The sequence below is a fragment of the Trinickia caryophylli genome (assembly GCF_034424545.1).
In the GTDB taxonomy this organism is placed as follows: domain Bacteria; phylum Pseudomonadota; class Gammaproteobacteria; order Burkholderiales; family Burkholderiaceae; genus Trinickia; species Trinickia caryophylli.
Map to the genome: position 1 here is coordinate 2,044,943 of NZ_CP139971.1, position 23,093 is coordinate 2,068,035.

At 67.6% G+C, this 23,093-nt stretch carries 17 protein-coding genes; 6 read left to right on the top strand and 11 right to left on the bottom strand.

Annotated features, from left to right (window positions below; all coding sequences use genetic code 11):
• Positions 1-71: 71 nt before the first annotated feature.
• The 7 genes from U0034_RS28230 to U0034_RS28260 all read right to left on the bottom strand — a co-directional run bounded on the left by U0034_RS28230 (position 72) and on the right by U0034_RS28260 (position 8,204).
• Positions 72-1,025 carry a glycosyltransferase gene (locus tag U0034_RS28230; RefSeq protein WP_085227414.1) on the bottom strand — a complete coding sequence of 318 codons (954 nt, stop codon included), beginning with the start codon at positions 1,023-1,025 and terminating at the stop codon, positions 72-74.
• Entirely contained in the window at positions 1,015-2,073 is a 1,059-nt protein-coding gene (locus U0034_RS28235; RefSeq protein WP_233211895.1) for a glycosyltransferase family 9 protein, read from the bottom strand. Before U0034_RS28235 ends, U0034_RS28230 begins: the two co-directional genes overlap by 11 nt.
• A gap of 77 nt (positions 2,074-2,150) precedes the next feature.
• Positions 2,151-3,248 carry a glycosyltransferase family 2 protein gene (locus U0034_RS28240; RefSeq protein WP_085227412.1) on the bottom strand — a complete coding sequence of 366 codons (1,098 nt, stop codon included), beginning with the start codon at positions 3,246-3,248 and terminating at the stop codon, positions 2,151-2,153.
• On the bottom strand, positions 3,245-5,005 hold the full coding sequence (locus U0034_RS28245; RefSeq protein WP_085227411.1) for a carbamoyltransferase family protein: 1,761 nt from the start codon (positions 5,003-5,005) through the stop codon (positions 3,245-3,247). The genes U0034_RS28240 and U0034_RS28245 overlap by 4 nt, the downstream gene beginning before the upstream one ends.
• 32 nt (positions 5,006-5,037) lie before the next feature.
• Positions 5,038-6,165 (bottom strand): glycosyltransferase family 9 protein, encoded by a 1,128-nt coding sequence (locus U0034_RS28250; protein ID WP_386092502.1) that lies wholly within the window; start codon positions 6,163-6,165, stop codon positions 5,038-5,040.
• An 80-nt stretch (positions 6,166-6,245) separates the two neighbouring features.
• Positions 6,246-6,860, bottom strand: coding sequence for a D-glycero-alpha-D-manno-heptose-1,7-bisphosphate 7-phosphatase (locus tag U0034_RS28255; RefSeq protein WP_085227409.1), 615 nt, complete (start codon positions 6,858-6,860; stop codon positions 6,246-6,248).
• Positions 6,861-6,875: 15 nt separating this feature from the next.
• Entirely contained in the window at positions 6,876-8,204 is a 1,329-nt protein-coding gene (locus U0034_RS28260; protein WP_085227675.1) for a glycosyltransferase family 4 protein, read from the bottom strand.
• 422 nt (positions 8,205-8,626) lie between these two features.
• On the opposite strand from U0034_RS28260, the gene U0034_RS28265 reads away from it, so the two are divergent.
• Positions 8,627-9,538: a glycosyltransferase family 2 protein gene (locus U0034_RS28265; RefSeq protein ID WP_085227408.1), complete on the top strand. Its 912-nt coding sequence runs from the start codon at positions 8,627-8,629 to the stop codon at positions 9,536-9,538.
• On the opposite strand, the gene U0034_RS28270 is transcribed toward U0034_RS28265, so the two are convergent.
• Positions 9,511-10,230, bottom strand: coding sequence for a PIG-L deacetylase family protein (locus U0034_RS28270; RefSeq protein WP_158243503.1), 720 nt, complete (start codon positions 10,228-10,230; stop codon positions 9,511-9,513). The two genes, U0034_RS28265 and U0034_RS28270, sit on opposite strands and share 28 nt — an antisense overlap.
• A gap of 118 nt (positions 10,231-10,348) precedes the next feature.
• Here U0034_RS28270 and U0034_RS28275 point away from each other — a divergent pair, with 118 nt between their 5' ends.
• Positions 10,349-10,810: an Lrp/AsnC family transcriptional regulator gene (locus U0034_RS28275; protein WP_085227406.1), complete on the top strand. Its 462-nt coding sequence runs from the start codon at positions 10,349-10,351 to the stop codon at positions 10,808-10,810.
• A gap of 28 nt (positions 10,811-10,838) precedes the next feature.
• Here U0034_RS28275 and U0034_RS28280 read toward each other — a convergent pair whose 3' ends face one another.
• A complete protein-coding gene (locus U0034_RS28280) occupies positions 10,839-11,798 on the bottom strand; it encodes a chemotaxis protein (RefSeq protein ID WP_085227405.1) in 960 nt (319 codons plus the stop codon).
• A 261-nt stretch (positions 11,799-12,059) separates the two neighbouring features.
• On the opposite strand from U0034_RS28280, the gene U0034_RS28285 reads away from it, so the two are divergent.
• A complete protein-coding gene (locus U0034_RS28285; protein WP_085227404.1) occupies positions 12,060-13,268 on the top strand; it encodes a sensor domain-containing phosphodiesterase in 1,209 nt (402 codons plus the stop codon).
• 76 nt (positions 13,269-13,344) lie between these two features.
• Here the strand turns inward: U0034_RS28285 and U0034_RS28290 are convergent, their stop codons facing one another.
• Positions 13,345-17,748, bottom strand: coding sequence for a DEAD/DEAH box helicase (locus tag U0034_RS28290; protein ID WP_085227403.1), 4,404 nt, complete (start codon positions 17,746-17,748; stop codon positions 13,345-13,347).
• Between the two features lie 53 nt (positions 17,749-17,801).
• The gene (locus U0034_RS28295) at positions 17,802-18,497 is read right to left on the bottom strand and encodes a BPSS1780 family membrane protein (protein ID WP_085227402.1); all 696 of its coding nucleotides are present in this window, start codon (positions 18,495-18,497) and stop codon (positions 17,802-17,804) included.
• A 223-nt stretch (positions 18,498-18,720) separates the two neighbouring features.
• On the opposite strand from U0034_RS28295, the gene ggt reads away from it, so the two are divergent.
• From ggt to egtB, 3 genes are all read left to right on the top strand, one after another.
• Positions 18,721-20,448, top strand: a complete 1,728-nt coding sequence (gene ggt, locus U0034_RS28300; RefSeq protein WP_085227401.1) for a gamma-glutamyltransferase — start codon at positions 18,721-18,723, stop codon at positions 20,446-20,448.
• Between the two features lie 274 nt (positions 20,449-20,722).
• The gene (locus U0034_RS28305; RefSeq protein WP_085227400.1) at positions 20,723-21,712 is read left to right on the top strand and encodes a DUF72 domain-containing protein; all 990 of its coding nucleotides are present in this window, start codon (positions 20,723-20,725) and stop codon (positions 21,710-21,712) included.
• Between the two features lie 83 nt (positions 21,713-21,795).
• Positions 21,796-23,037, top strand: a complete 1,242-nt coding sequence (gene egtB / locus U0034_RS28310) for an ergothioneine biosynthesis protein EgtB (protein ID WP_085227399.1) — start codon at positions 21,796-21,798, stop codon at positions 23,035-23,037.
• Positions 23,038-23,093 lie beyond the last annotated feature (56 nt).

Genomic DNA, 23,093 nt, shown 5'->3' on the forward strand with positions numbered 1-23,093 from the left:
ATTGCCGATACGGCCGACAGGCAGCGCCGCCGCCCGGATCCTGCGGGCGCGTCGGGCCTTGCCTGCGGCGCTCAGTGCGTCACCTCGCGCAGTACGGCGCACCAGTCGTCCACGAATCGGCCGATCGCGAAACGCTCGAGTGCCGTGCGGCGTGCGCCGTCGCCGAGGCGCTTGGCCTCGCGCGGGTCGCGCAGCAGCGCTTGCATGGAGGCAACGAGTGCATCCGCGTCGGTTGCCACGAAGCCGTTCTCGCCGTTGCGTATCACCGTGGCCAGTTCCGTGGTCGCAAGTCCGACGATCGGCATGCCGATCGTCATCGCCTCGACGATCGCGAGGCCGAGGCTCGTCCAGCGGATCGGGTTGAAGAACAACCGGTAGCGGGCCGTAAACGCGGCGAGATCGAGATTGCCGACTTCGCCCAAGCCGCCGGCCTGCTCGGAATTCATGCCCACGAGATCGAGCGGCACGCGCGCCGATACCTGCTCGAAGACGTCCGCGCCGAGCCGCCGGCCGCGGCTCGCCAGATTATTGATGACGACGACGCCGCGCTCGAGCTCGCCCGTGTAGCGCACGCCCTCGGGCACGACGACACCGTGCTCGATGACGCGTGTGGGTGTGCCGCCGTTGTCCCACATCAGGCGGTTGAAATGCGTGACGTGCACGAGCAGCGTGTTTTCGTCGTCTACCCAGTGCCGTTCGCAAAACGCGTTGTTCTGCGGCGGGTCGTGCTCGAGATAGACGCGCGGCAAGCGGCGCTGCGCGTCGGACAGCACCGTCAGGCGGTCCTTGTCCCAGTGCTCGCGATGCTGGTAGAGCACGAGATCGAACTCGTGGGCAGGCACGTCCGCCGCGTCCACTTCGTGCACGTTGTCGCCCCAGGGCAGCACGCCCGTGCGCCCGGCATGCCCGGGCGGATTGCCCGGGCGCGTGACGAGCCAGAACTCGTGCGGTGCCTGTGTGAGGTAGTAGAGGTAGTTGCCGTGCACGTGCCAGGTCAGCACGCGCAGACGTCGCTCACGTCGCATGACTGCGCTCCTTTGCGCGCCGTGTGCGGCGCGCATGCAAGACACCCGGCGCCGCGGGACGCGCGCGCAGGCGCCGCGCCAGTTGCTCGAGCGCCGTGTCGACCACGCGCTCGACGCTCACGTTCAGCGCGCACGCGTGACCGTACGGGCAGTGGCGGAAAGAGCAGGGGCGGCAGGTCGGATAATCGGCCAGCACACGATGGCGTTCGCGGTCGAGCGGCGCCCACCTGCGCGTGTCGCTGCCTGAGGCGATGACGACGCTCGGCGTGCGCATGGCCGCCGCAACGTGCGAGATACCGGTGTCGTTGCAGACCACGAGCCGGGCGCGCGAGACGAGCGCGGCGAGCCCCCCGAGCGTCGTGCAGCCGGTCAGATGCAGCGCCGGTGCCGACATCGCGCCGAGCACGTCGGCGGTGATCGAGGTTTCGCTCGAGGTGCCTGTGATCGCGATCTGCCAGCCGTCGGCCGAAAGCGCGTCGCCCACCTCGGCGAAGCGCGCGGGCGGCCACCGGCGCGACGGCAACTGTGCGCCGGGATGCAGCAGCACGAGTCGTTCCGGCTCGATGCCGTGCGCTGTTTCCAGCGCGGCGTATTCGCAGCGATCGGGCGCCGTCAATGGAAACCAGAGCGTGTCGTCGGCGCCTTCGATGCCGAGCGCGCGGACGAGCGCAAGATAGCGGCGCGGCTCGGGCAGTACGTCGGGCCAAAGGATGAAGCCGGGCGCGGGCGCCTCGTGTGGCTGCAGGAAGCCCGCGCATGCCTCGGCGCCGAGCGATCGGACGATCGCATTGGCCGGCCCGCCGCTGCCGTGCAGCTGGATCGCGAGGTCGAAGCGGCGCTCGCGCATCGCCGCAAAAAAGCGGGGCAGGCCGGCATCCGTTTCCTCCTGTTCGGGAAAGCCGCGCGCCCCGGGGAACACGATCAGTTCGTCGACCAGCGTATCGAATCGCTCGACGAAGCGGGCGGCCCAGGGCAGCCCGATCAGGGCGATGTGCGCGCGCGGCCACGCGGCCCGCAGCGCTCGCAGGGCGGGTACGGCACACAGCATGTCGCCGAGTTGGAGCGCGCGGAAAATGGCGATGCGGCGCGGCGTCGGAAAGCGCGGTGAGCCGGGTGTCGTCGTAGTCACAGGAACCATATGCGGTAGCGAATGGCGCCGCGGATGCGCCAGTAGATGGAGAGGAACGGGATGACCGCCGAGGTGACGGCCATTTCGGCGACGTGCTTCCAATGCCGGCTGCGCGCGCGCATGCGCTGCGCGAAGAAGCGTGCGGTCAGCACGGCCCACACTGCGCCCGCGCTCGCGGCGACGCCATATGCCCCGCCGATCGCCGCGGCGCAGGCCGCCATCGCCGCGAGCACGATCGCGTAGTAGCGCCATGGTGCCGTGCGCGCGATTCGTGTCTTGTAGAGGTCGCGATGTTTGCTATAAAGCAGTGCTTCGAAGCAGCTCTTTTTCTGCTGCGAAAGACTCACGCCCCACCGCGCCGGCCGCACCGGATGCACGACGACGGCGTTTTCCGCTCGCACGATCTGTGCGCCCGTGCGCAGCAACGCAAACTGCAGATCGGAGTCTTCGCGCCATGCCGCGGTGAATCGTTCGTCGAATCCGCCGACGGCAGCCAGCGCCGCACGTCTGACGAATGCGTTCGCGGTGGCGAACTCGGCGCGCGCCAATCCGCTCGCGTCGGCTTCATAGTCGGTCGGCGCGCGGCCGATCGGCGCCACGGGCACCACGATCGCGCCCGACGCTGCCATCGCACCATCGGCGAGCGCGGCGAGGCCGGCTTCGAGCCAGCGGGCGTCGGGTATCGTGTCGTCGTCGGTGAATGCGACGATGGGTGCGCGGGCGCGGCGCCAGCCGGCATTGCGGGCGGCGGCCGGCCCTTGCGTCGCACTGATCGGCAGATAATCGACGTGTAAGCCGCGCGCGGCATGGGTATCGGCGACGTTCGCGACGAGTTCGCGCGTGCCGTCGTCGGGCCCGTCGTCGCATACGACGATTTCGTAGCAGTCGGGCGGCAGCGTTTGCGCGGCGAGCGCGCGAAGGCAACGCCCGAGCAGATCGGGCCGCCGCCAGGTGGGCACGACGACCGATACGCGCAGCGCCAGCGCCTCCGCGCACCGGTCGGCGCACGCGCGCTGCGTGCCGCCCGTTTGCGGCGCGAGCGTCGTTTCGCGTTCGAGCGGCTCGAGGGTCGTTTGCTGCTCGCGAACGTTCATGAGCGGCTCCCTCGCGCAACGTCCTTGCGGATCAGGAACGGCCCGATCACGAGCGCATCGAGCGGCGAGGTCCAGAACGATTCGAGCGCGTCGCGCGGCGAATTGACCATCGGCTCGCCGCGCGTGTTGAACGACGTATTGACGAGGATCGGTACGCCGGTGCGCGCGTGAAACTCCGCGAGCAGATCGTAGTAGAGCGGGTGCTGCTGCCGGTTGATGGTCTGCACGCGCGCTGTGCCGTCCACATGCCGCACGGCCGGAATGCGCTCGGCCCGCTCAGGCCGTACGTCGAAGATGAAAAGCATGAAGGGGGCGGTGCGTGCGCCGACGAACCAGTCGGCGGCCAGCTCTTCCATGACCACGGGCGCCACCGGCCTGAAGTCTTCCCGATCCTTGATCTCGTTGAGCTTTGCCTGCATTTGCGGGTCGACCGGCGACGCGAGAATCGAGCGCGCGCCGAGCGCGCGCGGCCCGAATTCGGTTCGGCCCTGGAACCAGCCGATTACCTGCCCCGAAGCGAGCAGATCGGCCGTTTGCGCCGCAACGTCGGTGAGCCGCTCGAAAGGCACCTTCGACCAGCGCAGGAATTGCTCGATCTCGGGGTCTGAATAAGCCGGGCCGAGATAGGCGTGATCCATGGCCCAGCGGCGCTCGTGATCGCCGAGCCGGCCGCGCTCGCGCCAGTCGATCCATAGCCCGGCGCCGAGCGCGGTACCGGCGTCGCCTGCCGCCGGCTGTACCCACACTTCGTCGAACGGCCCTTTGTCGCGAATGCGCGCGTTCATGACGCAGTTCAGCGCCACGCCGCCGGCCATGCAAAGACGCGGCAATCCAGTACGCGCGTGCAGCCAGTTCGCGAGTTCGAGTACGGTTTCCTCGAGCACCAGCTGCAACGAGGCGGCGATGTCGTAATGGCGCTGCTCGAGCGGGCCGCCGCGCTCGCGCGGTGCGCCGAAACGCTCCACGAGCCGCGGCTCGTCCACGGTATAGCTGCCGTCGCCGCGGTAGCGGACGATTTCGCGGAAGACGTCGGCATAGGCGGGTGTGCCGAAGGCGCCGAGCGCCATGACCTTGTACTCGTCGGACGAGTGCAAAAAGCCGAGCCATGCGGTCACGGCCTCGTAGAGCAAGCCGAGCGAATGCGGCAGTTCGACTTGCTTGAGCCGCTTGTAGTGCCCGCCGGCGAATTGCCCGAGGCTCGTCGTCACGCCTTCGCCGCGCCCGTCCATCGTGAGTACGGCCGTGTCGCCATAGGGCGCAGCGAGAAACGCACTCGCTTCGTGCGCGAGATGATGCTCGACGTAGTGCCAGGCGAACCGGTGCCCGTCTTCGGGGGCGCGAAAGCGTCTGGCGAGATGGTGCGGGGCGCCGTCGACGAGTTGGTCGCGCGCGTTGACGATATAAGTCAGAAAAAGCGGATCCCACGGCGAGGCCGACGGGTCGGCCGGCCGGTGCAGCGAAGGCTGCAAGGGCAGCGGGACCGTCGCGCCGCCGCGCGTGGTGGACGGCATCGCCGGCAGCAGCGACGGATCGTAGGAGTAGGCCACATGGTCGATGTCGGCGAGCGTGATGCCGGCCTCGCGCAGGCAGTAGTCGATGGCATCGAACGGCAACTGCCACGTGGAGAACGGCACGGGCCGCTTGGCGTGCTTGACGTGCGTGAATCGCTCGTCTTCCGCGGCGGCGATGACGACACCGTCGTGCACCAGGGCTGCGGCACTGTCGTGATAGACGGCATTGATTCCAAGGGTGTACATGGCTGCACTCGTCGAAGGTCGAAACTGAAAGGTCAAAACGGCAGGTCCGCCGCATGAGGCGCAGTGGTCGGATGCACGCGCTCGGCTTCGGCCGGCAGCCTGCCGTCCTTGAGCGCGAGTTCGAGCGCGGCGCTCGCCACTTCGGTGGCCGGCACGCCGAGCAAGCAGGCGTGATGCCCTTTGGGACAGACACTGCGGTAGCACCAGCGGCAATCCACATCGCGAAAGAGCACGCGCTGCTCGGTTTGCCAAGGGGTGTGCTGCGGGTTCGTCAGCGCATAGAGGTCGACCACGGGGGTGCCGAGCGCGGAGGCCAGATGCACGGGCCCGCTGTTGTTGGCGATGAGAACAGCCGCGCGTTCGATCAGCGCGGCCAGCTCGCCGATGCCGAGCTGGCCGGACAGATCGTGCAGGCGTGGTTGCGCCGATGGGCCCGCCGCCGTCATGACCTCGCGAATCAGATTGCGCTCGTCTGCGGCGCCGGTCAGCAGGATCGGCAGTGCCGTCAGTCGGGCAAGGCGCGCGGCGGCTTCGCCGAAGCGCTCGGGCGGGTAGCGACGCGATGCCGCGCTCGCACCCGGGTGAATGACGAACCACGGGCCGTGCGGCGCGATGCCGCGCGCAATGAGACGCCGCGTGAGGGCACGCCGTTCGCGCGCACCCAGGTCGAAGCGCATGCGCGGGTCGGCCGTCGTCGCGCCGATCTTCGCAACGAGATCGAGCTGCCGCTGTGCCTCGTGCCGCAGGCCGCCTTGCGGCTCGGTTTCGCATACCCAGTCGGTGAGCAGGTCGTAGGGGTTCTCTCGGCAGTAGGCGAGCCGCCGCGGAATGCCGGCCAGATGGCACAGCATCGCGGCGGGCAGCGGGTTCTGGCTGTACACGGTGAAGATGACGGCTGCGTCGAAGTTCCGTGTGCGCAACGTGTGCACCATCGCGAGATCGGCCATTGGATCGGGCGGGCTGGCGAAGCCGTGCCAGGGCGCGTCATAAGAGATCGCTTCATCGACATCGCGCAAGAACGGCGCGACATCCGCGCCGACCGACGAGCTCAGCAATGTCACGTGTCGTCCCGGCACCGCATGGCGCAAGGCGTGTATGGCCGGCGTAGTCATGAGCACGTCGCCGAGCCGGTCCAGGCGCACACAGAGGATCCGCTTCACGTCCGGGCCCCAGGGCGCGAGCGTCGATTCGCGCCCGTTCGCATGGGCGAGCACCGGCGCGATCGAAAAAGGCAGGCCGTTCATGAGCGCTCTCCGCTCGCGGGCGCGGCGGGCGACGCGTTCTTCGATTCGGCACACTCGTAGGCGGCAATGGCGAGCGCGGCGCGATGCAGGTCCGGTGCCCGCAGCGTCGGGCGGCGCAGCGGGCCGTCGCGCCACTCCGTTTCGTTCCCGTTGTCGACGAGTGCCGTGCGGCAACCCGCGCGTGTGCCCGCTTCGACATCGTCGAGAATGTCGCCGACGAACCAGCTTTGCGCCAGATCGAGCGCGTGTTCGCGCGCGGCACGCACGAGCAGTCCAGGAGCGGGCTTTCTGCAAGTGCAGGATACGGCGTACTGCGCGACGGTGCCCGCGGGATGATGAGGACACCAATAGGCGGCGTCGAGCGTGGTACCGCACGCGGCGAACATCTCGCGCAGCCGCGCTTGCACGGCGCCGAGCGCCTCATAGCGAAAGCGCCCGAGCGCGACGCCGCTCTGATTGCTGATGACGATGAGCCGGAAGCCATGCGCCGCGAAGAGCGCGAGCGCTTCGGCCGCGCCGGGCGCGAACCGCATCAGCGAGGGAGCGACGTTGTAGGGCACGTCGTCGAGCAGGGTTCCGTCCTTGTCGAGCAAAACGGCACGTTTTTTCATGGCGTTCGGCTGCCCTCATCCACGGCCCGCAGCCGCGCGCACGCTGGCCGCTTCGGGGGCGCGCCGGTCGCGGCGCGTTTCGGCGGCGACGGTTTCGTCGGCGACGGTTTCGTCGGCCGGCACGCGCGCCACGCGCCGATAAACGTCCTCCAACTGTTGCGCCACCCCCTTCCACGTGAATTGCGCATGCGCGCGCTCGTGTCCCGCCTGGCCCATGCGGTCGGCCAGCGCCGGGTCGTGCGCGAGGCGTGCGAGCCGCTCCGCCAGTGCTTCGGGGTCGCGGGGCGGCACCAGGAAACCGGTTTTGCCGTCAACGACCGTATAGCGGATCCCCCCCACGTCGGCGCCGACGACGGGGCGTGCGCAGGCCATTGCTTCGATCGGTGTGATGCCGAACGGCTCGTACCACGGCGTGGTGACGAAGACATCGGCGGCGCCGTAGAACTCGCGCAACTGGGCGCGCCCACGCCGTCCGACGAACGTTACGTGTTCGCTCGCGCCGCAGGTCGCGGCCACTCCGCGCAGTCGCGCGATTTCGGGCGTGGCGATTTCATTCGGCAGATCGGCATTGCCGCCGACCACATACAGATGCGCATCGACGTTTTCGCGCTGGCGCAGCAGCGCGTGTGCACGCACGACGTTGTCGATGCCCTTGCGCGGTACGAGGCGCCCGAGCTGCAGCACGGCGAACTGGCTGCTCGGCCAACCGAGCGCGGTGCGGGCACCCGCGCGGTCGGTCGGCACGAACTCGGCGGGGTCGAAGCCGCAGGGCACGATTTCGATGCGGGCCGGATCCATTGCGTAGTGCTCGCGAAGATCGGCGGCATCCTGAGGGCACTCCGCGATGACGAGATCCGCCTCGCGCACGAGCCGCTCCTCGATCGAAAAGCGCGCATCGGGGAAGCCGTCGTCGGCACCCTGATGCAGCCGGCGGACCTTGCCAAGCGCATGAAACGTCATGACGAGCGGTACGCCGAGCGCGTCTTTTGCCTTCAGCGACGCCAGCCCCGACATGAAGAAGTTCGCGTGAATGACATCGTAGAGCGTGCGTTCCTGCCGGCAAAAGCCCAGCAGGAAATCGGCGAATGCCGGCATATACGGCAGCAACGCTTCTTTCGGCATTTGCGTGGGCGGGCCGGCCGGTACATGGACGACGCGCACTCCGTCCATATCGGACACGGCCGGCAGCAGCGCGCGGTCGCGCCGCGTGAACACATCGACCTGGTGACCGGCGCGGCGCAACTGCCGCGCGACGTTGGCCACGTAGATGTTCTGTCCGCCGCTGTCGACGCCCCCAGCCACGGCGAGCGGAGACGCGTGTTCACTGACCAGTGCGATTTTCATGAGCAGTCCTTGTGATGGTAACGGCGCCTGACGTGCTTGCCCGACGCGCCTCGCGCGCCATCGGCGCGCACAGCGTTCGAAGCCGTTCGAGCATGTGCTGTGCCCATCGTCGAGAACCGACGAGTCAAACGTGCAGAAGCGTTGCATCGCGACGCAACGCTTCTGTGATCTTTACCGCCCGGCGGCGCGGGGCGCGCCGCTCTTACAGGGATGAATGTAATTACGCGATGGGCGGTGCACGCCGTGCCGTACCGGCATTGGCATCGGTTAGCGTTCCTTGGTCCATTGGGGCGGGTTTGCCGGGAGAGCTTCTTGCTGACCGCCTCTGCTGCCTCGCGCGTATTGCGCGTATTGCGCGTGTTGTTCGGCGAGCAAGATCGAAGGCCGCACAGCACAGCGGGAAGAACAGGAGGCCGAAACCCATGAGCGCGCGCATTTCGGTGGTGGTGCTGACGCACAATCGCGTGGACGAAGCGACTCGCACCGTGGCGCATTTGCTCGCGCTGCCCGAGCGGCCGCCCATCATCGTGGCCGATAACGGCTCGACCGACGGCACCGTTGTCGCACTGAGACGCCGCTTCCCCGAGATCGACGTCGTGGAGTGCGACGGCAATCTCGGCGCCGCGGGGCGTAACGTGGCCGCCGGGCGCGCGCATACGGAGTACATCGCGTTCAGCGACGACGACACGCAATGGGCGCCGGGGTCGCTCGAAGAGGCCGTGCGCGTGCTCGACGCAGCGCCCGACGTGGCGGTTCTTTCGGGCAAGGTGCTCGTCGGCGACGCGGGCCAGCTCGATCCCACATGCGTGCTCATGAGCGAAAGCCCGCTATCGCGCGCGGGCCTGCCCGGCCCCGCGCTCGTTGGCTTCATGGCGGGCGCCTGCGTATTTCGGGCGAGCGCGTTTCGCGCCATGGGGGGGTATGAGCCGCATCTTTTCATCGGCGGCGAGGAGGAGCTGCTGTCGCTCGATCTGCTCGATGCGGGACACGCGATCGTCTATTGCGGCACGATCGCCGTCACGCATCGTCCGTCGTCCACGCGGGATGCGCCGCTGCGCCGGCTCATGCTGGCGCGTAACGCCGCCATCGTGGCGTGGCTGCGCTTGCCGGCCAGCGAAGCGATCGTTCGCACGTGGCGTGCATTGGCGGTATTCGTGCGCGAGCGCCGCCTCGCGGCACGCGCGTGGCCGTTCTTGCGCGATATCGGCTGGGCGCTGAAGCGTCGCCGCGCCGTCGGGGCGCCCGTTCTCGCCATGCGCCGTCGGGTTCTCGACGCGCAGCGCGGTGCGGGTGCCGCACTTGCATTTCAGCCGCGCGAAGGCGGAGGGCGGTAGCGGGTGCGGTGCTTGGCCAACAACCGCCAGTAGCGTTCGGGTTCGGCAAGATCGTGCGGATACGCATCGTCGAGCGCGCGCAACTGACTGCGATAGGCGCGCACGCTGCGCCACTTCGGCGCCGCGGCGCGCGCGCCGGTGAGCGGTGCGAGCGCATCGGGCAACGTGGCATCGAGTTCGAAGCCGCGGCGGGCCAGTGCTTCGCGGCGCGCACGCATCTCGTTCGGGATGCGCCGATAAAGCGCGTCCTCGTACGCGACGGCTGACGGCAGTGCGCCGCGGGCCAGCAAGTCGCACACGGCGTCGGACGCGAGCCGGTGGTCCGAATGGAACAGCCCGAGCGGCGCGACGACGGGCGGGCTGTCCGCCGCGCGCCACGCGTCGAGCAGTGCGTCGGCGATGGCCTGCATCGACTGCGGGGTTTCGTATTGGCTATCGAGAAAGCCGAGCCGCACGCCGCGCGCGGCGAGTATGGAGAGCGCCCGATCGTCTTCGCGCCGGCGCGCCTCGAGGGCGGCGTCCGAATGCGCAAAGCCCGCGCTGCGGTCCCATGAGGTCGACATGGGCAATGACGGGCGGCCGGCGAACACCGTGCAGACCACGGACCCGGGATGGAGCGCGAGCAGCGTGCCGCATCCGAACGCGGCATCGTCGAAATGCGGCGAGACGACAAAAAGGGGAAGGGCGGTCATGGCGGTGGAGGCAGTCGGCGGATAGCGGAGCGCGAGAGCAGGCAGCGCCGCAAGGGCGGTGCCCGGCGCTGCGGTACCATGCGAAGCATTCTTTTCGGAAACGTGAGAAGTGGCAAGCATGGAGCTCGACAAGACCGACCGGGGAATCCTCATGGCCGTTCAGGCCGATGGCCGCACCACGCATGCGCAACTGGCCGAGACGGTTGGCCTGACGGAAACGCCGTGCGCCCGGCGGCTGCGGCGGCTGGAGTCGGACGGCTATATCGAGGGCTACCGCGCAATGCTTTCCAGGCGTGCGCTGGGCATTGGCGTGACGGCCTTTGCGCTCGTGCGCTTCGGCGTGCACGACCGGCACCTGGCCGACCGGTTCGAACGGGAGATTCAAGGTCTGCCGCGCATCGTTTCCTGTCACAACGTATCGGGCAGCGCCGACTACCTGCTGCACGTGGTCGCGCGCGACCTGGAGGATTACGGCACGTTCGTTCGCGACGAACTGCGGGCGTTGCCCGGCGTGACTTCGGTGGAATCGGTGCTGTCGCTGCGCGAAGTCAAACACGACACGGGCCTGCCGTTGCTTTGAGCGAACGGCAGGCCCGGCGAGGGCGGGCTCAGGCGGCCAGTGCCTGCCGGATGGCGGCGGCGAGATCGCCGGCCTGGAACTTCGCCACGTAGCCCGTGGCGCCCGCGTTCTTGACGTGGGCTTCGTTGGCCGTGCCCGTCAGCGACGAGTGGATGATGACGGGGATGTCGCACATGCGTTCGTCGGCCTTGATCTGGCGCGTGAGCATGAAGCCGTCCATTTCCGGCATTTCGAGGTCGGTCAGCACGAGCGCGATTTTGTCGCGGGCGCGTACACCTTCTTCCTGCGCTTCGGCGGCGACGTCGCGCAGGATATCCCATGCTTCCTGGCCCGTTTTGGCGACGATATACTCCGCTCCCAGTGCGGCGAGGCTCTGCTCGATGAGCTTGCGGGCGAAGCCCGAATCGTCGGCCGCGAGGATCTTGGCGCCGCGTTTCACGACGACGCCCGCGCCGACTTCGGCCGGATCGACACTCGGATGCTGGGCCGGGAAGACATCGCGCAGCACCTGCTCGACGTCCACGACCTGAGCGAGCCGCGAATCGCCGGTATTGCCGTCGATGCGCGCGATGCTGGTGACGGAGCTGCCGCCGGCCGAAGCCTCGGCGGACAGCACCTGGCTCCATTCCAATCGGACGATATCGTCGACTTCCTCGACGGCGAAGGCTTGAGTCGAGCGGGCGAACTCGGTCACGAGCAGGATATTGAGCCCGCGCGACGGGTTGCATCCCATGAGGCGGGGCAAATCGACGACCGGAATGATCTGCCCGCGGATGTCGACTGCGCCCAGCATGTGCTCCGACGCACCGGCAATCGGCGTAATTGTCGGCATCGTCATGATTTCGCGCACTTTGAACACGTTGATGCCGTAGAGCTCGTGCGCGTCGTCGTTGCCGGGGGCCGCGCCGAGCCTGAACAGCAGAAGTTCGAACTTGTTCGAACTGGTCAAATTGGTGCGTTCGTCGATCGAATGGTGATCTGCGGCCATTGGGGGTGTTTCCTTTAGGTTGCGCCCTGCGTGGAGGGGTTGCGCCCCAAATTCAAAAGAGGCATCGTCGACGCCGGGGCTGTACCGCTGATAACGGCGGGCGACGTGGAAAGTTGATAGCGCCTCTGGTTTCTCCCAGGGCGGGCGGCCGGGACCGGCATACCCGAAGCGGCGGGCCGCGCGATGCACGTGGACTTTTAAGCAGTTGCGGACAAACGCCTGATACGACCACCGATCACCGATTTTTCGACCGATTCTTTCATGAGCGACGTCCAAGAGAGCGGCTTGCCGCTGATAGAAAGCGCCTTCCAGCCGATCCTGTCGCTCGCGCATGGCTTGCCGATCGGATACGAGGCGTTGCTGCGCGCGTCCGACCGCGGCGTGCCTTGCTCGCCCGACAAGGCGTTCGGGATGGCGCGGGCGAGTGGGCGCTATGGCGAATACGAACGAGCGTGCGCGCACCACCATGTGCGGCGCTTTTGCCGGTCGGCCGACGACGAGAGCGTCCTCTTTCTCAATGTGCACCCGGACGTCCTCGTCGATCCTCACGACAGCGCGTGCCTCGTCGAAGACGTGCTGGAAAGCGGCATGGCGCCGTCGCGGGTGGTGCTCGAAATTCTCGAAGCGGGCCAGGAAACGACGGACGTGTTGGCCGATTCGGTCGAGCGGCTGCGCGGGCAGGGATTTCGCGTCGCCCTCGACGATTTTGGCGCCGGGTTGACCAACCTTGGGCGCGTGTGGGACTTACGGCCCGATATCGTCAAGCTCGATCGCGAACTGATCTGGAAAGCGGCGGCCAGCTATCGGAATGCGCGCAGTCTGCTACGGCTCGTGGATCTTCTGCACGATATCGGCACGCTCATTGTCATCGAGGGCATCGAGACGGAGGCGCAGGCGATGCTGAGCTTCGATTGCGACGCTGATTTCGTGCAGGGCTATTTTTTTGCGATGCCGGCGTTCGAGCTGGCGCCGCCGGCCGTGGCGTCTCCGGCGGCGGGCGAATTGGGTAGCCGTCTCTCTCGCGCGCACAAGCTGCGTCACGTCGCCGATATCGAGGAGCTGGGCCCGTATCGGAAAGCATTCGCGCGGGTAAAGCGCGACTTTTGCGCCGGGCGGGATATCGCCGAAAGCGCACGCCATTTTTTCGCGCTCGAATGGGGGCAGCGCGTATTCGTGCTCGATGAAGAGGGCTGCCAAGCGGGGGAGACGATCGAGTCGGACCGCCGCCCGCCGGGGCGCGACGTCATCTTCCCGCTGCTCGCGCGGCGCGTCGGGGCCAATTGGTCCAAGCGGCCGTACTTTCGCCATGCCCTGTTTCGGCCCGGGCAGATCGCGATCAGCGACCCCTATGTGTCTTCGAGTTCGCGCGCGCTTTGCGTGACGTTTTCCGTCTATGTGTCGCGCGGCGGCGGCGGATGCGTGCTGTGCGCCGATGTGCTGTTCGACGAGCTGAGCGCAAAGCTGCGATAGCCGCAGGTCGAGGGGGCAAACGGTATCCGTCTCTGCTCGCGCCAGGCCGAGTGAGCGCAAGCCCACTGGCGCTCATTCAGCGCCGCGCGAGGCAAAGGCGCGCTTCCTCGCGTTGCGCGGGCGTCAGCTCGGCCAGGAATGCGAACTTGCCGGCGATGAGCGTGGCGATGGCGGCCCCGTCGCGCAACAGCAGCCGGTTGCCGACGAGCGCCGGCACTTTGTCGCCGGGCAACACGGTGCCGACGAGGTTGAGCGGATCGGCGCCGCTCACGCAGACCAGTTGACCGTCGAGCGGGGCGCCACGGACCTTGCGCAGCAGCGCGACGGCTTCCGGCAGCGCGAACTGTTCGCCTGACAGGCCGTTCACGAAGCGGCCGCCGCGAACCTGCCCCCGTGCCTCGAGGCGCTGAAACGTACGCAGCAATTCGCGCCAGCGCGGCAGCCAGGCGGGTTCGCGCTCGAGCAACTGCCAGAACACCACGCCGTAGCGGCGCAGCAGCGCCATCGCTACGTGCTCGAGCACCTCGGCCGGCGCATCGTGCGTATGGCCTTGGGAATGGCCTGTGGCCGGGCGGAGGGCAGGCGCGGCGTCATCGGTTCGCGGTGCGCGGCGGATCAACGCCCAGCGGCCCGCGTCGTCCATGCCGCCGATGAACGCGCCCGCCTGCGAGGCTCTCGAGCGGCGACGCGCGTCGGCCCGGCGCGCCTGCTTGCGGGCGGCGGCGGGCTTGATGAGGGCGCGCAGGCCGGCGAAGCTGTCCGCGTTGACGAGACCCGAGGCAACGAGTTCGCCGAGCGCGGCTTCGAGTTCCATCGGCAGCGATCGGACCTCGTGCGAAAGCTCGTCGAAGAACATCGCGCCGTGCCGCGCGAGCGCATCGAGCACAGCCCGCGCCCGAGCGGACAGCGCGGTATCGTCGGGCGGCGGCGCGAGCGTATGCCAGAGCGGCATCTCGCGCCGTGGCAACAGGACCACGGGCGTCGCGCGCACGGGACCGTGCGCGGCCTGCGCACGGTCGACGAGCCGTGCCCAGGCGAGTTTGCCCGAGCGGCACAGCTCGTCGAGCGACGTGCCGGTGTAGTCGCGCACGCGCGCCGGCAGGATCTCTTCCTCCCATGCCGCGGCGGCCGCCTCGAAGCCTTCGAGCTGTTGCAGCGTGGCCGCGAGCGCATCGCGCCCCATGCCGCGCGCATCGCGCGCCGCATGCTGCCATTCGACGAGAAAGCGCACGAAGTCGGCACGCTCGACGGGTTCGATCTCGCGCCGCAGCCGGCGAATCGTATAGCGATGGATGCGCGCGAGCAGATGCCGCTCGCACCATTCGTCCTCGCTCGCGCCGGGACTGAAGCGGCCCGACATCGCAAAGCCCTCGCTCTGGAGCCGCACGAGCGCCGCGGCCACGCTCGATGCCGGCAGCACGAGCGCGCGTGCGAGGAGCGGCAGCGTAGCGGGGCCGAGTCCGCCGAGCCGCGAGCGCACGAGTTCGACGATCGCATCGTCGTGCGTCCACTCCCTGTCGATCTGCTCGGGCAAGGCGAGGTGCGGTGCGCAATGCGCATCGGGATAGACGGCCCGCACGCACGCGAGCCGTTCGAGCGCGAGCCATAGCCCCTCGTGCTCGGCTACCTGCATGCGCGTGGCGCGGCCGGTCGTGGCGAGCTGTCGCAACCACGCGAGCCAGCCTTCGTTCGCGGCGGCTTCCGCATCGGTGATGCAGCCGAGCGTCGTCAGCGCCTCGTGCATTTCGTCGGCATTGCGTGCTTGCGGCCAGGCCTCTTCGCGCACGGCGGCGACGGCATCGGCATCCAGGGCGCCGAGATCGTCGGCGGTATCGGGGTCGCGAAACCGGCGCGACAGCACGGCCTGCGTGCGGCGCTCCTCGAGTGGCGCATCGTCGAGAAACGCATAGGGGCGCGCGTTGAGGATCTCGGCCGCGAGCGGAGAGGGTGCAGGCAATTCGCGCGTGACGAGCCGCACCTCGCCGCGCTCGATCCGTCGCAGCAGCGCGAGCCATCCGTCGCAGTCCATTGCTTCGTGCAGGCAGTCGTCGATCGTTTGGTCGACGAGCGGGTGCGCAGGCAGTTCGCGTTCGCCAACGATGTTTTCGAGGCACGCCACCTGATCGGGGAACACGGCGGCGAGCAGGTCCTCGCTTTTCATGCGCTGCAACTGCGGCGGTGTTTTCCGCCCGCCTGTGAAACGCGGCAGCGCGAGCGAGGTCGTGGCATTCCAGCGCCAGCGCACGTTGAAGAGCGGCGCGTCGAGCAGCGCCTGGATCAGCACGTGTTCCGCGCTCGACGAATGCAGATAGCGCCAGACTTCGTCGAGCGCGAAACTGTGGCTGCCCGTGAGCGAGAGCACGATTGCGTCCTCGGTCGCGGCCGCCTGCAGCTCGAAGTTGAACGTGCGGCAAAACCGCTTGCGCAGCGCGAGGCCCCACGCCCGATTGATGCGGCTGCCGAACGGCGAATGGATCACGAGCTGCGTGCCGCCCGATTCGTCGAAAAAGCGCTCCATGACGAGCGTGTCCTGCGTCGGCAAGACGGTCAGCGCGGCGCGGGCGCGCGCAAGGTATTCGACGATCTGCCGCGCCGCGCTTTCGTCGATGGCAAGCTCGCGCATGAGCGCGGCGATCGTGCGCTCGATGGCCGCGGCGGGCGTTTCGTGCCCCTGGGCCGTGCCGTTCCCGCCTTGCAGCAACGCGTTGACGCGCCCGCGCAGGCGCGCGACGGCTGCGGAAAGCTCGTCACTGCGCCCCGGCGCCTCGCCGAGCCAGAACGGAATGTTCGGTGCCTCGCCGGCGGCATCGACCACCCGCACGCGCCCCGGCTCGATCCGCTGGATCCGATAGGCGCTGTTGCCGAGCTGAAAGACGTCGCCGGCCAGGCTTTCCACGGCGAAGTCTTCGTTGACGGTGCCGATCTGAATGCCCTGGGGTTCGAGGAGCACCGCGTAATCGGCATTGTCGGGGATCGTGCCGCCCGAGGTCACTGCGGTGAGCTTGCTCCCGCGGCGCCCGCGCAGCGTGCCGCTGACGATGTCGCGATGCACATAGGCTCCGCGCGGGCCGTGGCGGCTCGTATAGCCCTCGGCGAGCATGCGCACCACGGCGTCGAAGCGCTCGCGCGTGAGATTCGCGTAGGGTGCCGCGCGGCGGACGCATTCGAAGAGGTCGTCCTCACGCCATTCCGCGCAGGCCGCCTCGGCCACGATATGCTGCGCGAGCACGTCGAGCGGCGCATGCGGCACGATGAGTGCATCGAGCTCGCCGCGCCGCGTGCAGTCGATGAGCGCCGCGCACTCGATCAGATCGTCGCGCGAATTCGGAAAGAGCCGGCCCTTGGGCGTTGCGCCCACCTGGTGCCCCGAGCGGCCCACGCGCTGCAGGAATGCGGCGATGCCGCGCGGCGAGCCGAGCTGGCAGACGAGCTCTACATCGCCGATGTCGATGCCGAGCTCGAGCGAGGCGGTGGCAACGAGCACGCGCAAGGCGCCGCGCTTCAGGCGTGCTTCGGCATCGAGCCGATGCTCCTTGGCCATGCTGCCGTGATGGGCGGCGACGGCGTCCTTGCCCAGGCGCTCGCTCAGGTGCCGTGCCGCCCGCTCGGCCATGCGGCGGGTGTTGACGAAGACGAGCGTCGTGGCATGCGTGGCCGCCAGTTCGGCCAGCCGGTCGTACACCCGGTCCCACACTTCGTTGGCCATGACGGCTTCGAGCGGAACGGGCGGCAGTTCGAGCGCCAGGTCGCGTGCGCGCTGGTGGCCGACGTCGACGATCGCGCATTGCGCATGTTCGCTCGCGCCAACGAGGAAACGGGCAACGGCTTCGATCGGTTTTTGCGTGGCCGACAGGCCGATGCGCGGCAACCGTCGTTGGCAAAGCGCATCGAGCCGCTCGAGCGTCAGCGCGAGATGGCTGCCGCGCTTCGTCGCGGCGATCGCGTGGATCTCGTCGACGATGACCGTGCGCGTGGTGGCCAGCATGCGGCGCCCCGAGTCCGATGAGAGCAGGACGTAGAGCGATTCGGGCGTGGTGACGAGGATGTGCGGCGCCCGCTTGCGCAGCGCCTGACGCTCCTGCTGCGTCGTATCGCCCGTGCGCACGGCCGTGCGGATCTCGACAGGCGGCAGCCCCTCGCGCGCGAGTTCGGCACGGATGCCGGCGAGCGGGCGCTCGAGATTGGCGTGAATGTCGTTCGAAAGCGCCTTGAGCGGCGAGACGTACACGACCAGCGTTTCGTCGGGCAGTGCGCCGCCCGAGGCCAGACCGTCGCGCACGAGCGTATCGAGGGCCCAGAGAAAGGCCGTAAGCGTCTTGCCCGAGCCCGTGGGCGCCGCCACGAGCGTGGAGCGCCCTTTGCGGATATGCGGCCATGCGCGGCACTGTGCGTCGGTCGGCGCCGCGAATGCCGATTCGAACCATGCCGCGACGGCGGGATGGAACGCGGCGAGGGCTTCATGGGCGACAGCGGGGGTCATGGCTCTGAATTGGGGTGTCCCGGCGGATTATCAAGCGCGCAACCACGGCGCGATCAGTCGTCCTCGGTAAAGACAAAAAGATCCCGGCATGCCGCATAGGTCGACAAATAGGCGAGCGGCGCGACCACGACGAGCCCGATGCCCAGCGTGAGCAGCGCCGCACCGGCCAGCCCCGCGATGACGGCGCCATAGACGAGCGTGGCCCACGGATTGTGGCGCAGCGCGGCAAGGCTCGCTTTGAGCGCCTCCATGGGCGTCGCCCGGTGCAGTACGACGAGCGCGGGCGCGAGCCAGAGGGCCATGGCGGCGCCGAGCGCGACGGCCATATAGATTAGCGCAGCCAGCCACGCCATGCCGGCGCTCCCGTCGGCATGGCCGCTCACGAGGGCCTGAAACGAGGCGACCACGCGATCGCCGGCGAAATCGCAGACGATCACGGCGGCCAGCGACACGAGGCACAGCATGCAAAGCGGTTGCAGATGCTCGCGAATGCCGGCGAAGGCATCGGAGATCGAGACCGTGCCGCGTATGCGGCAGGTTTCGGCCGCGGCGCTCATGCCGCCGGCCCAGAGCACGGCGAAGACCGGCGCGAGGCCGTCGATGACGGGCAGACTCGCGAGGACGACGGTGACGAGCAGATCGATCGCCCCCAGCGCGATCCAGGCACCCGGCCTCGCGCGAAACAAGTCCCAGCCTTCGGCGACCCAATCCATTGCGCCCGATGCGCGAATGCTGCGCGTGATCAACATAGAGAAAACCCCGAAAGATGCGAGCTGTGATGGTAGTTCACTTGCGTGATTATGATGCGGCGGCATTGCGTCTTTCGCATCCCGCACTTTGCTCCGGGGGCGTGTCGCGCGAAGCCAGCCATGACGCGCCAAAGAAGCATGCCTACGGAACGGCGTCGTTTCGTAAATCATTTCAGCATGGTATAAGCGCGGGCATGGCATCGTGGATCAAGGAGGAGGCGCTATGAATTCGGAAAGCCGGATCAAATCGGTCGCGGCCGCATCGGCCTTCGTTGCACTTGCAACGACTGCGCTGGGCTTCGTCGAAAGCAACCCGGCCATTGCCCGCACAACGGCGAAGCCCGTACTGAGCGCATCGGCGATGGCCGTTGCCGACGAGTACAGCGCGGATGCTGCGGAGCAGATTCTCAAGGAAGGCGGCAACGCCGTCGATGCAGCGGTGGCCATTGCCTTCACGCTCGCCGTGACTTATCCCGAGGCGGGCAATATCGGGGGCGGCGGCTTCATGACGCTCTACGTGAACGGCAAGCCCTATTTTCTCGACTATCGCGAGCGCGCGCCGCTGGCGGCTACGAAGGACATGTACCTCGACAAGGACGGCAGCGTCGTGAAGGGCATGAGCCTCGTCGGCCCGCGCGCGGTGGGCGTGCCGGGCACGGTTGCAGGCATGTGGGAAGCGCAGCGGCGTTTCGGCAAACTCAAATGGAAGCAGGTGCTTGCGCCGGCGATCCACTACGCGCATGACGGCTTCGAGGTCAGCGATCAACTGCAGCAGCGCCGCGACAATGCGGCGAAGGACTTCGGCGATAAAACGAACTTCGGGAAGTACTTCGGAGGGCTGAATACCGGCGTCACGTTCAAGCAGCCCGAACTCGCGGCCACGCTCACGCGCATTGCCGAACGCGGTGCCAAGGAGTTTTACGACGGCAAGACGGCGGACCTGATCGCCGCATCGATGAAAGAGAGCGGTGGCCTCATCACCAAGCGCGATCTGCAGGAATACAAGGCTGTGTGGCGCCAACCGATCGAGGCCGACTGGAACGGCTACCGCGTGATCACGGCGCCGCCGCCGAGCTCGGGCGGCATCGGTCTCGTGCAGTTGCTCAAGATGAAGGCCGACCGCAAGGACGACTTCGCGGGCGTGCCGCTCGATTCGGCCAAGTACATTCATCTCGTGGCGGAAATCGAAAAGCGCGTCTTTGCCGATCGCGCCCAATACCTCGGCGATCCCGATTTCTTCAAAGTGCCGGTGGCGCAGTTGATCGACGATGGCTACCTCGCCAGGCGCGCGGCCGAGGTCAACCCGGACAAACCATCGGACACGAAGAGCGTGCAGCCGGGGCTCGGCACGTCCATGCCCGAAAAAGCCGAGACGACGCATTTCTCGGTCATCGACAAATGGGGCAATGCCGTATCGAACACGTACACGATCAACGGCTATTTCGGCTCGGGCGTCGTGGCCGAAGGCACCGGGGTGCTGCTCAACGACGAAATGGACGATTTCTCGGCGAAGCCCGGCGTGGCGAACATGTTCGGCGTGGTCGGCAGCGACGCGAATGCGATCGAGCCGAAGAAGAGGCCGTTGTCGTCGATGACGCCGACCATTCTCACGAAGGACGGGAAAGTGGCGCTCGTCATCGGTACGCCCGGCGGTTCGCGCATCTTTACGTCGATTTTTCAAGTCATCAGTAACGTTTACGACTTCAAGATGCCGTTGCCCGACGCAGTGGCTGCGATGCGCTTCCACCATCAACTGCTGCCGCCGAACACGATCTTCTGGGAGCCGTACAAGCCGATCGACGGCGAGCTAGCCCAACAATTGCAGGCGATGGGCTACGTGCTGCAAAAGCAGGGCTTCAACGGCGATATTCAGGCGATTCAGATCGACGGCCCGACGCCCGTGCCGGCCTCCGATCCGCGCGGCCGTGGCGTGACGCGGGTCGTGCAGTGAGGCGCGGCGCCGGCCGGAGCGCCGAACGATGGGGAGCGGGCGTGCCGGCGTTTGCTTACATTCGGTAAGAAAGGGGCCGCAGGTGCGGCCTCGCGCACGGGAAGGCCCGTGTCGATCTTTCGTCGTCGGGTGAGCGGGCGACGCAGGCGGCCTTGCGCGCCCGACATGGGAATGAGCTTTGCTGGTTTTCGGGCCAGGTGGGGCGGAGCACGCGCTGAAGCGCGCCGATTGCATTCGACACCCGGTTGGCAGACAGCAAGCGACACGTTCAACGATGACCATTCGCATCGGCATTTCCGGCTGGCGCTACGCGGGTTGGCGCGGCGTCTTCTATCCGAAGGAGCTGCGGCAGGCGCAGGAACTCGCCTATGCCTCGCGCGCCGTCGATACGATCGAAATCAACGGCTCGCACTACTCGCTGCAGACAGTCGGCAGCTATCGGGCGTGGCATGACGCGACACCCGCCGGATTCGTCTTCAGCGTCAAGGGGCCGCGCTATCTGACGCACATGCTGCGTTTTCGCGACGAGTCCGCGCGGCCGGCGATTGCCAACTTCTTCGCGTCCGGCGTGCTCGCCCTGGCGCCGAAGCTCGGCCCGTTTCTTTGGCAGTTTCCACCGAATTTCCCGTTCGATGCGGATCGCCTCGAGCGGTTTCTCGCTTTGCTGCCGGCCACGACCGGCGATGCGGCGGCACTCGCGGCCCGGCATGACACACGCGTCAAGCAGCCCTGGTTCGAAATCGATGCGAACGCGCCGCTGCGTCATGCGGTCGAAATCAGGCATGCGAGCTTTTGCACGCCCGAGTTCGTGGCGATTCTGCGCCGGCATGGGGCGGCGCTCGTCGTGTCCGATTCGGTGGCGGGCTGGCCCTATGCGGAGGATGTCACGAGCGATTTCGTCTATATGCGGTTGCATGGCACCGAGACCCTCTATAGCGGTGCCTACCCGGATCCGGCGCTCGAACGCTGGGCCGAACGCGTGAAAACCTGGGCGAGCGGCGCGCAGCCGTCCGATGCCCAGTTGATTTCCAAGGTGGCGCCGCCGCGGGCAAAGCGCGACGTCTACTGCTATTTTGATAACGACCAGAAGGTCGAAGCGCCGTTCGACGCGCAGCGGTTGCAGCGTTTCATCGCAGGCGACGAGCCGGTGCGGCCCTCGCAAAAGCGCGAGGGCGCGCGGCGGCGGCCCGTGTCGCGTGCGCCTGCCGGGCGAAAGCCCGCCGCGCGGGTGTCGGCGCGCCGGGAGCGCCGTAGCGAGCGGTAATCAACAAGACGAGGCGCCAGTGGGCGCCGAGGCATCAGCCGGCGCTGCGGCCGGCACGATGCATTCGATGAGGAGCAACGCCGATGGTCCGCGACGTATCGCGCCTGCAGCAAGCTTTCAGCGACATTCGCCAATACAGCGTCGAATTGGCGGCCCCGCTCTCGGCCGAAGACCAGCAGGTGCAGTCGATGACGGATGCGAGTCCGACGAAGTGGCATCTCGCGCATACCACCTGGTTCTTCGAAACGGTTCTGCTCGTGCCGCACGCTGAAGGCTATGCGCTTTTTCACGAACGTTACCCCTATCTCTTCAATTCGTACTACGAAGCGCTGGGGCCCCGGCACGAGCGCGCCCAGCGCGGATTGCTCACGCGTCCTTCGCTCGAGGAGGTGCACGCCTATCGGCGCCATGTCGACGAAGCGGTGCGGGCATTGTTCGAGACGGCCGACGAGGCGCAATTGGCCGCCATCGAGCCGATCGTCACGCTGGGCCTGCATCACGAACAGCAGCATCAGGAACTGATCCTCACGGACATCCTGCATGCGTTCTCGTGTAATTCGCTGATGCCCGCGTATCGCCCCTGCACGGACGCACGGGGCGCGGCCGGTGCAAGCCGGCCGATGCCGGGGGCGGGCGAGCTCGAGTGGCTGCGCCAGCCTGGTGGAATAGTCGGCATCGGGCACGGCGGTGTGGGCTTTTGCTTCGATAACGAAGAGCCGCGCCACGAAGTGCTGCTCAGGCCATATGAAATCGCACATCGTCTCGTCACGTGCGCGGAGTACGCTGCCTTCATCGCCGACGGCGGCTATACCCGTGCCGAATTATGGCTCTCGGATGGCTGGGCGATGGTGCAGCGCGAGTGCTTGCGCGCCCCGCTTTATTGGCGCAACGCGGCAGGGCGGAGCGAGCAGGAAGCGCAGCCGGGAGACTGGCTCGTATTCGGCCTCGACGGATTGCGGCCGATGAATCCCGACGCCCCGGTGTCGCAACTGAGCTTTTACGAGGCAGCCGCGTACGCCGAATGGGCGGGGGCGCGGTTGCCGACCGAGTTCGAATGGGAGGCCGCCTTCGACGCGCCCGGTATCGAGCAGATGGCGGATCACGTCTGGCAGTGGACGCGTTCCGCCTATGACCCGTACCCGGGCTTTCGCCCGCGGGCCGGCGTCGCGGCCGAATATAACGGCAAGTTCATGGTGGGGCAGCTCGTACTGCGCGGTGGCAGCGTGGCCACGCCGCCCGGGCATACGCGTCGCAGCTACCGCAATTTCTTCCCGCCGGCGGCACGCTGGCAATTTTCGGGAGTACGCCTTGTTCGAGACCTCTGAAGCAGCGCGTCTGGCCGGCACGGCCCGCTTTTCCGCCCCCGTCGACCGGACGCAAT

Bases quoted from the DNA above. Each gene is read 5' to 3' on its own strand.
- U0034_RS28305 (WP_085227400.1), top strand. From the start codon at position 20,723: ATGACCATTCGCATCGGCATTTCCGGCTGGCGCTACGCGGGTTGGCGC.
- ggt (WP_085227401.1), top strand. From the start codon at position 18,721: ATGAATTCGGAAAGCCGGATCAAATCGGTCGCGGCCGCATCGGCCTTC.
- U0034_RS28270 (WP_158243503.1), bottom strand. From the start codon at position 10,230: ATGACCGCCCTTCCCCTTTTTGTCGTCTCGCCGCATTTCGACGATGCC.
- U0034_RS28255 (WP_085227409.1), bottom strand. From the start codon at position 6,860: ATGAAAAAACGTGCCGTTTTGCTCGACAAGGACGGAACCCTGCTCGAC.
- U0034_RS28280 (WP_085227405.1), bottom strand. From the start codon at position 11,798: ATGGCCGCAGATCACCATTCGATCGACGAACGCACCAATTTGACCAGT.
- U0034_RS28235 (WP_233211895.1), bottom strand. From the start codon at position 2,073: ATGCTGTGTGCCGTACCCGCCCTGCGAGCGCTGCGGGCCGCGTGGCCG.
- U0034_RS28245 (WP_085227411.1), bottom strand. From the start codon at position 5,005: ATGTACACCCTTGGAATCAATGCCGTCTATCACGACAGTGCCGCAGCC.
- U0034_RS28295 (WP_085227402.1), bottom strand. From the start codon at position 18,497: ATGTTGATCACGCGCAGCATTCGCGCATCGGGCGCAATGGATTGGGTC.
- U0034_RS28290 (WP_085227403.1), bottom strand. From the start codon at position 17,748: ATGACCCCCGCTGTCGCCCATGAAGCCCTCGCCGCGTTCCATCCCGCC.
- U0034_RS28275 (WP_085227406.1), top strand. From the start codon at position 10,349: ATGGAGCTCGACAAGACCGACCGGGGAATCCTCATGGCCGTTCAGGCC.
- U0034_RS28230 (WP_085227414.1), bottom strand. From the start codon at position 1,025: ATGCGACGTGAGCGACGTCTGCGCGTGCTGACCTGGCACGTGCACGGC.
- egtB (WP_085227399.1), top strand. From the start codon at position 21,796: ATGGTCCGCGACGTATCGCGCCTGCAGCAAGCTTTCAGCGACATTCGC.
- U0034_RS28265 (WP_085227408.1), top strand. From the start codon at position 8,627: ATGAGCGCGCGCATTTCGGTGGTGGTGCTGACGCACAATCGCGTGGAC.
- U0034_RS28285 (WP_085227404.1), top strand. From the start codon at position 12,060: ATGAGCGACGTCCAAGAGAGCGGCTTGCCGCTGATAGAAAGCGCCTTC.
- U0034_RS28240 (WP_085227412.1), bottom strand. From the start codon at position 3,248: ATGAACGTTCGCGAGCAGCAAACGACCCTCGAGCCGCTCGAACGCGAA.
- U0034_RS28260 (WP_085227675.1), bottom strand. From the start codon at position 8,204: ATGAAAATCGCACTGGTCAGTGAACACGCGTCTCCGCTCGCCGTGGCT.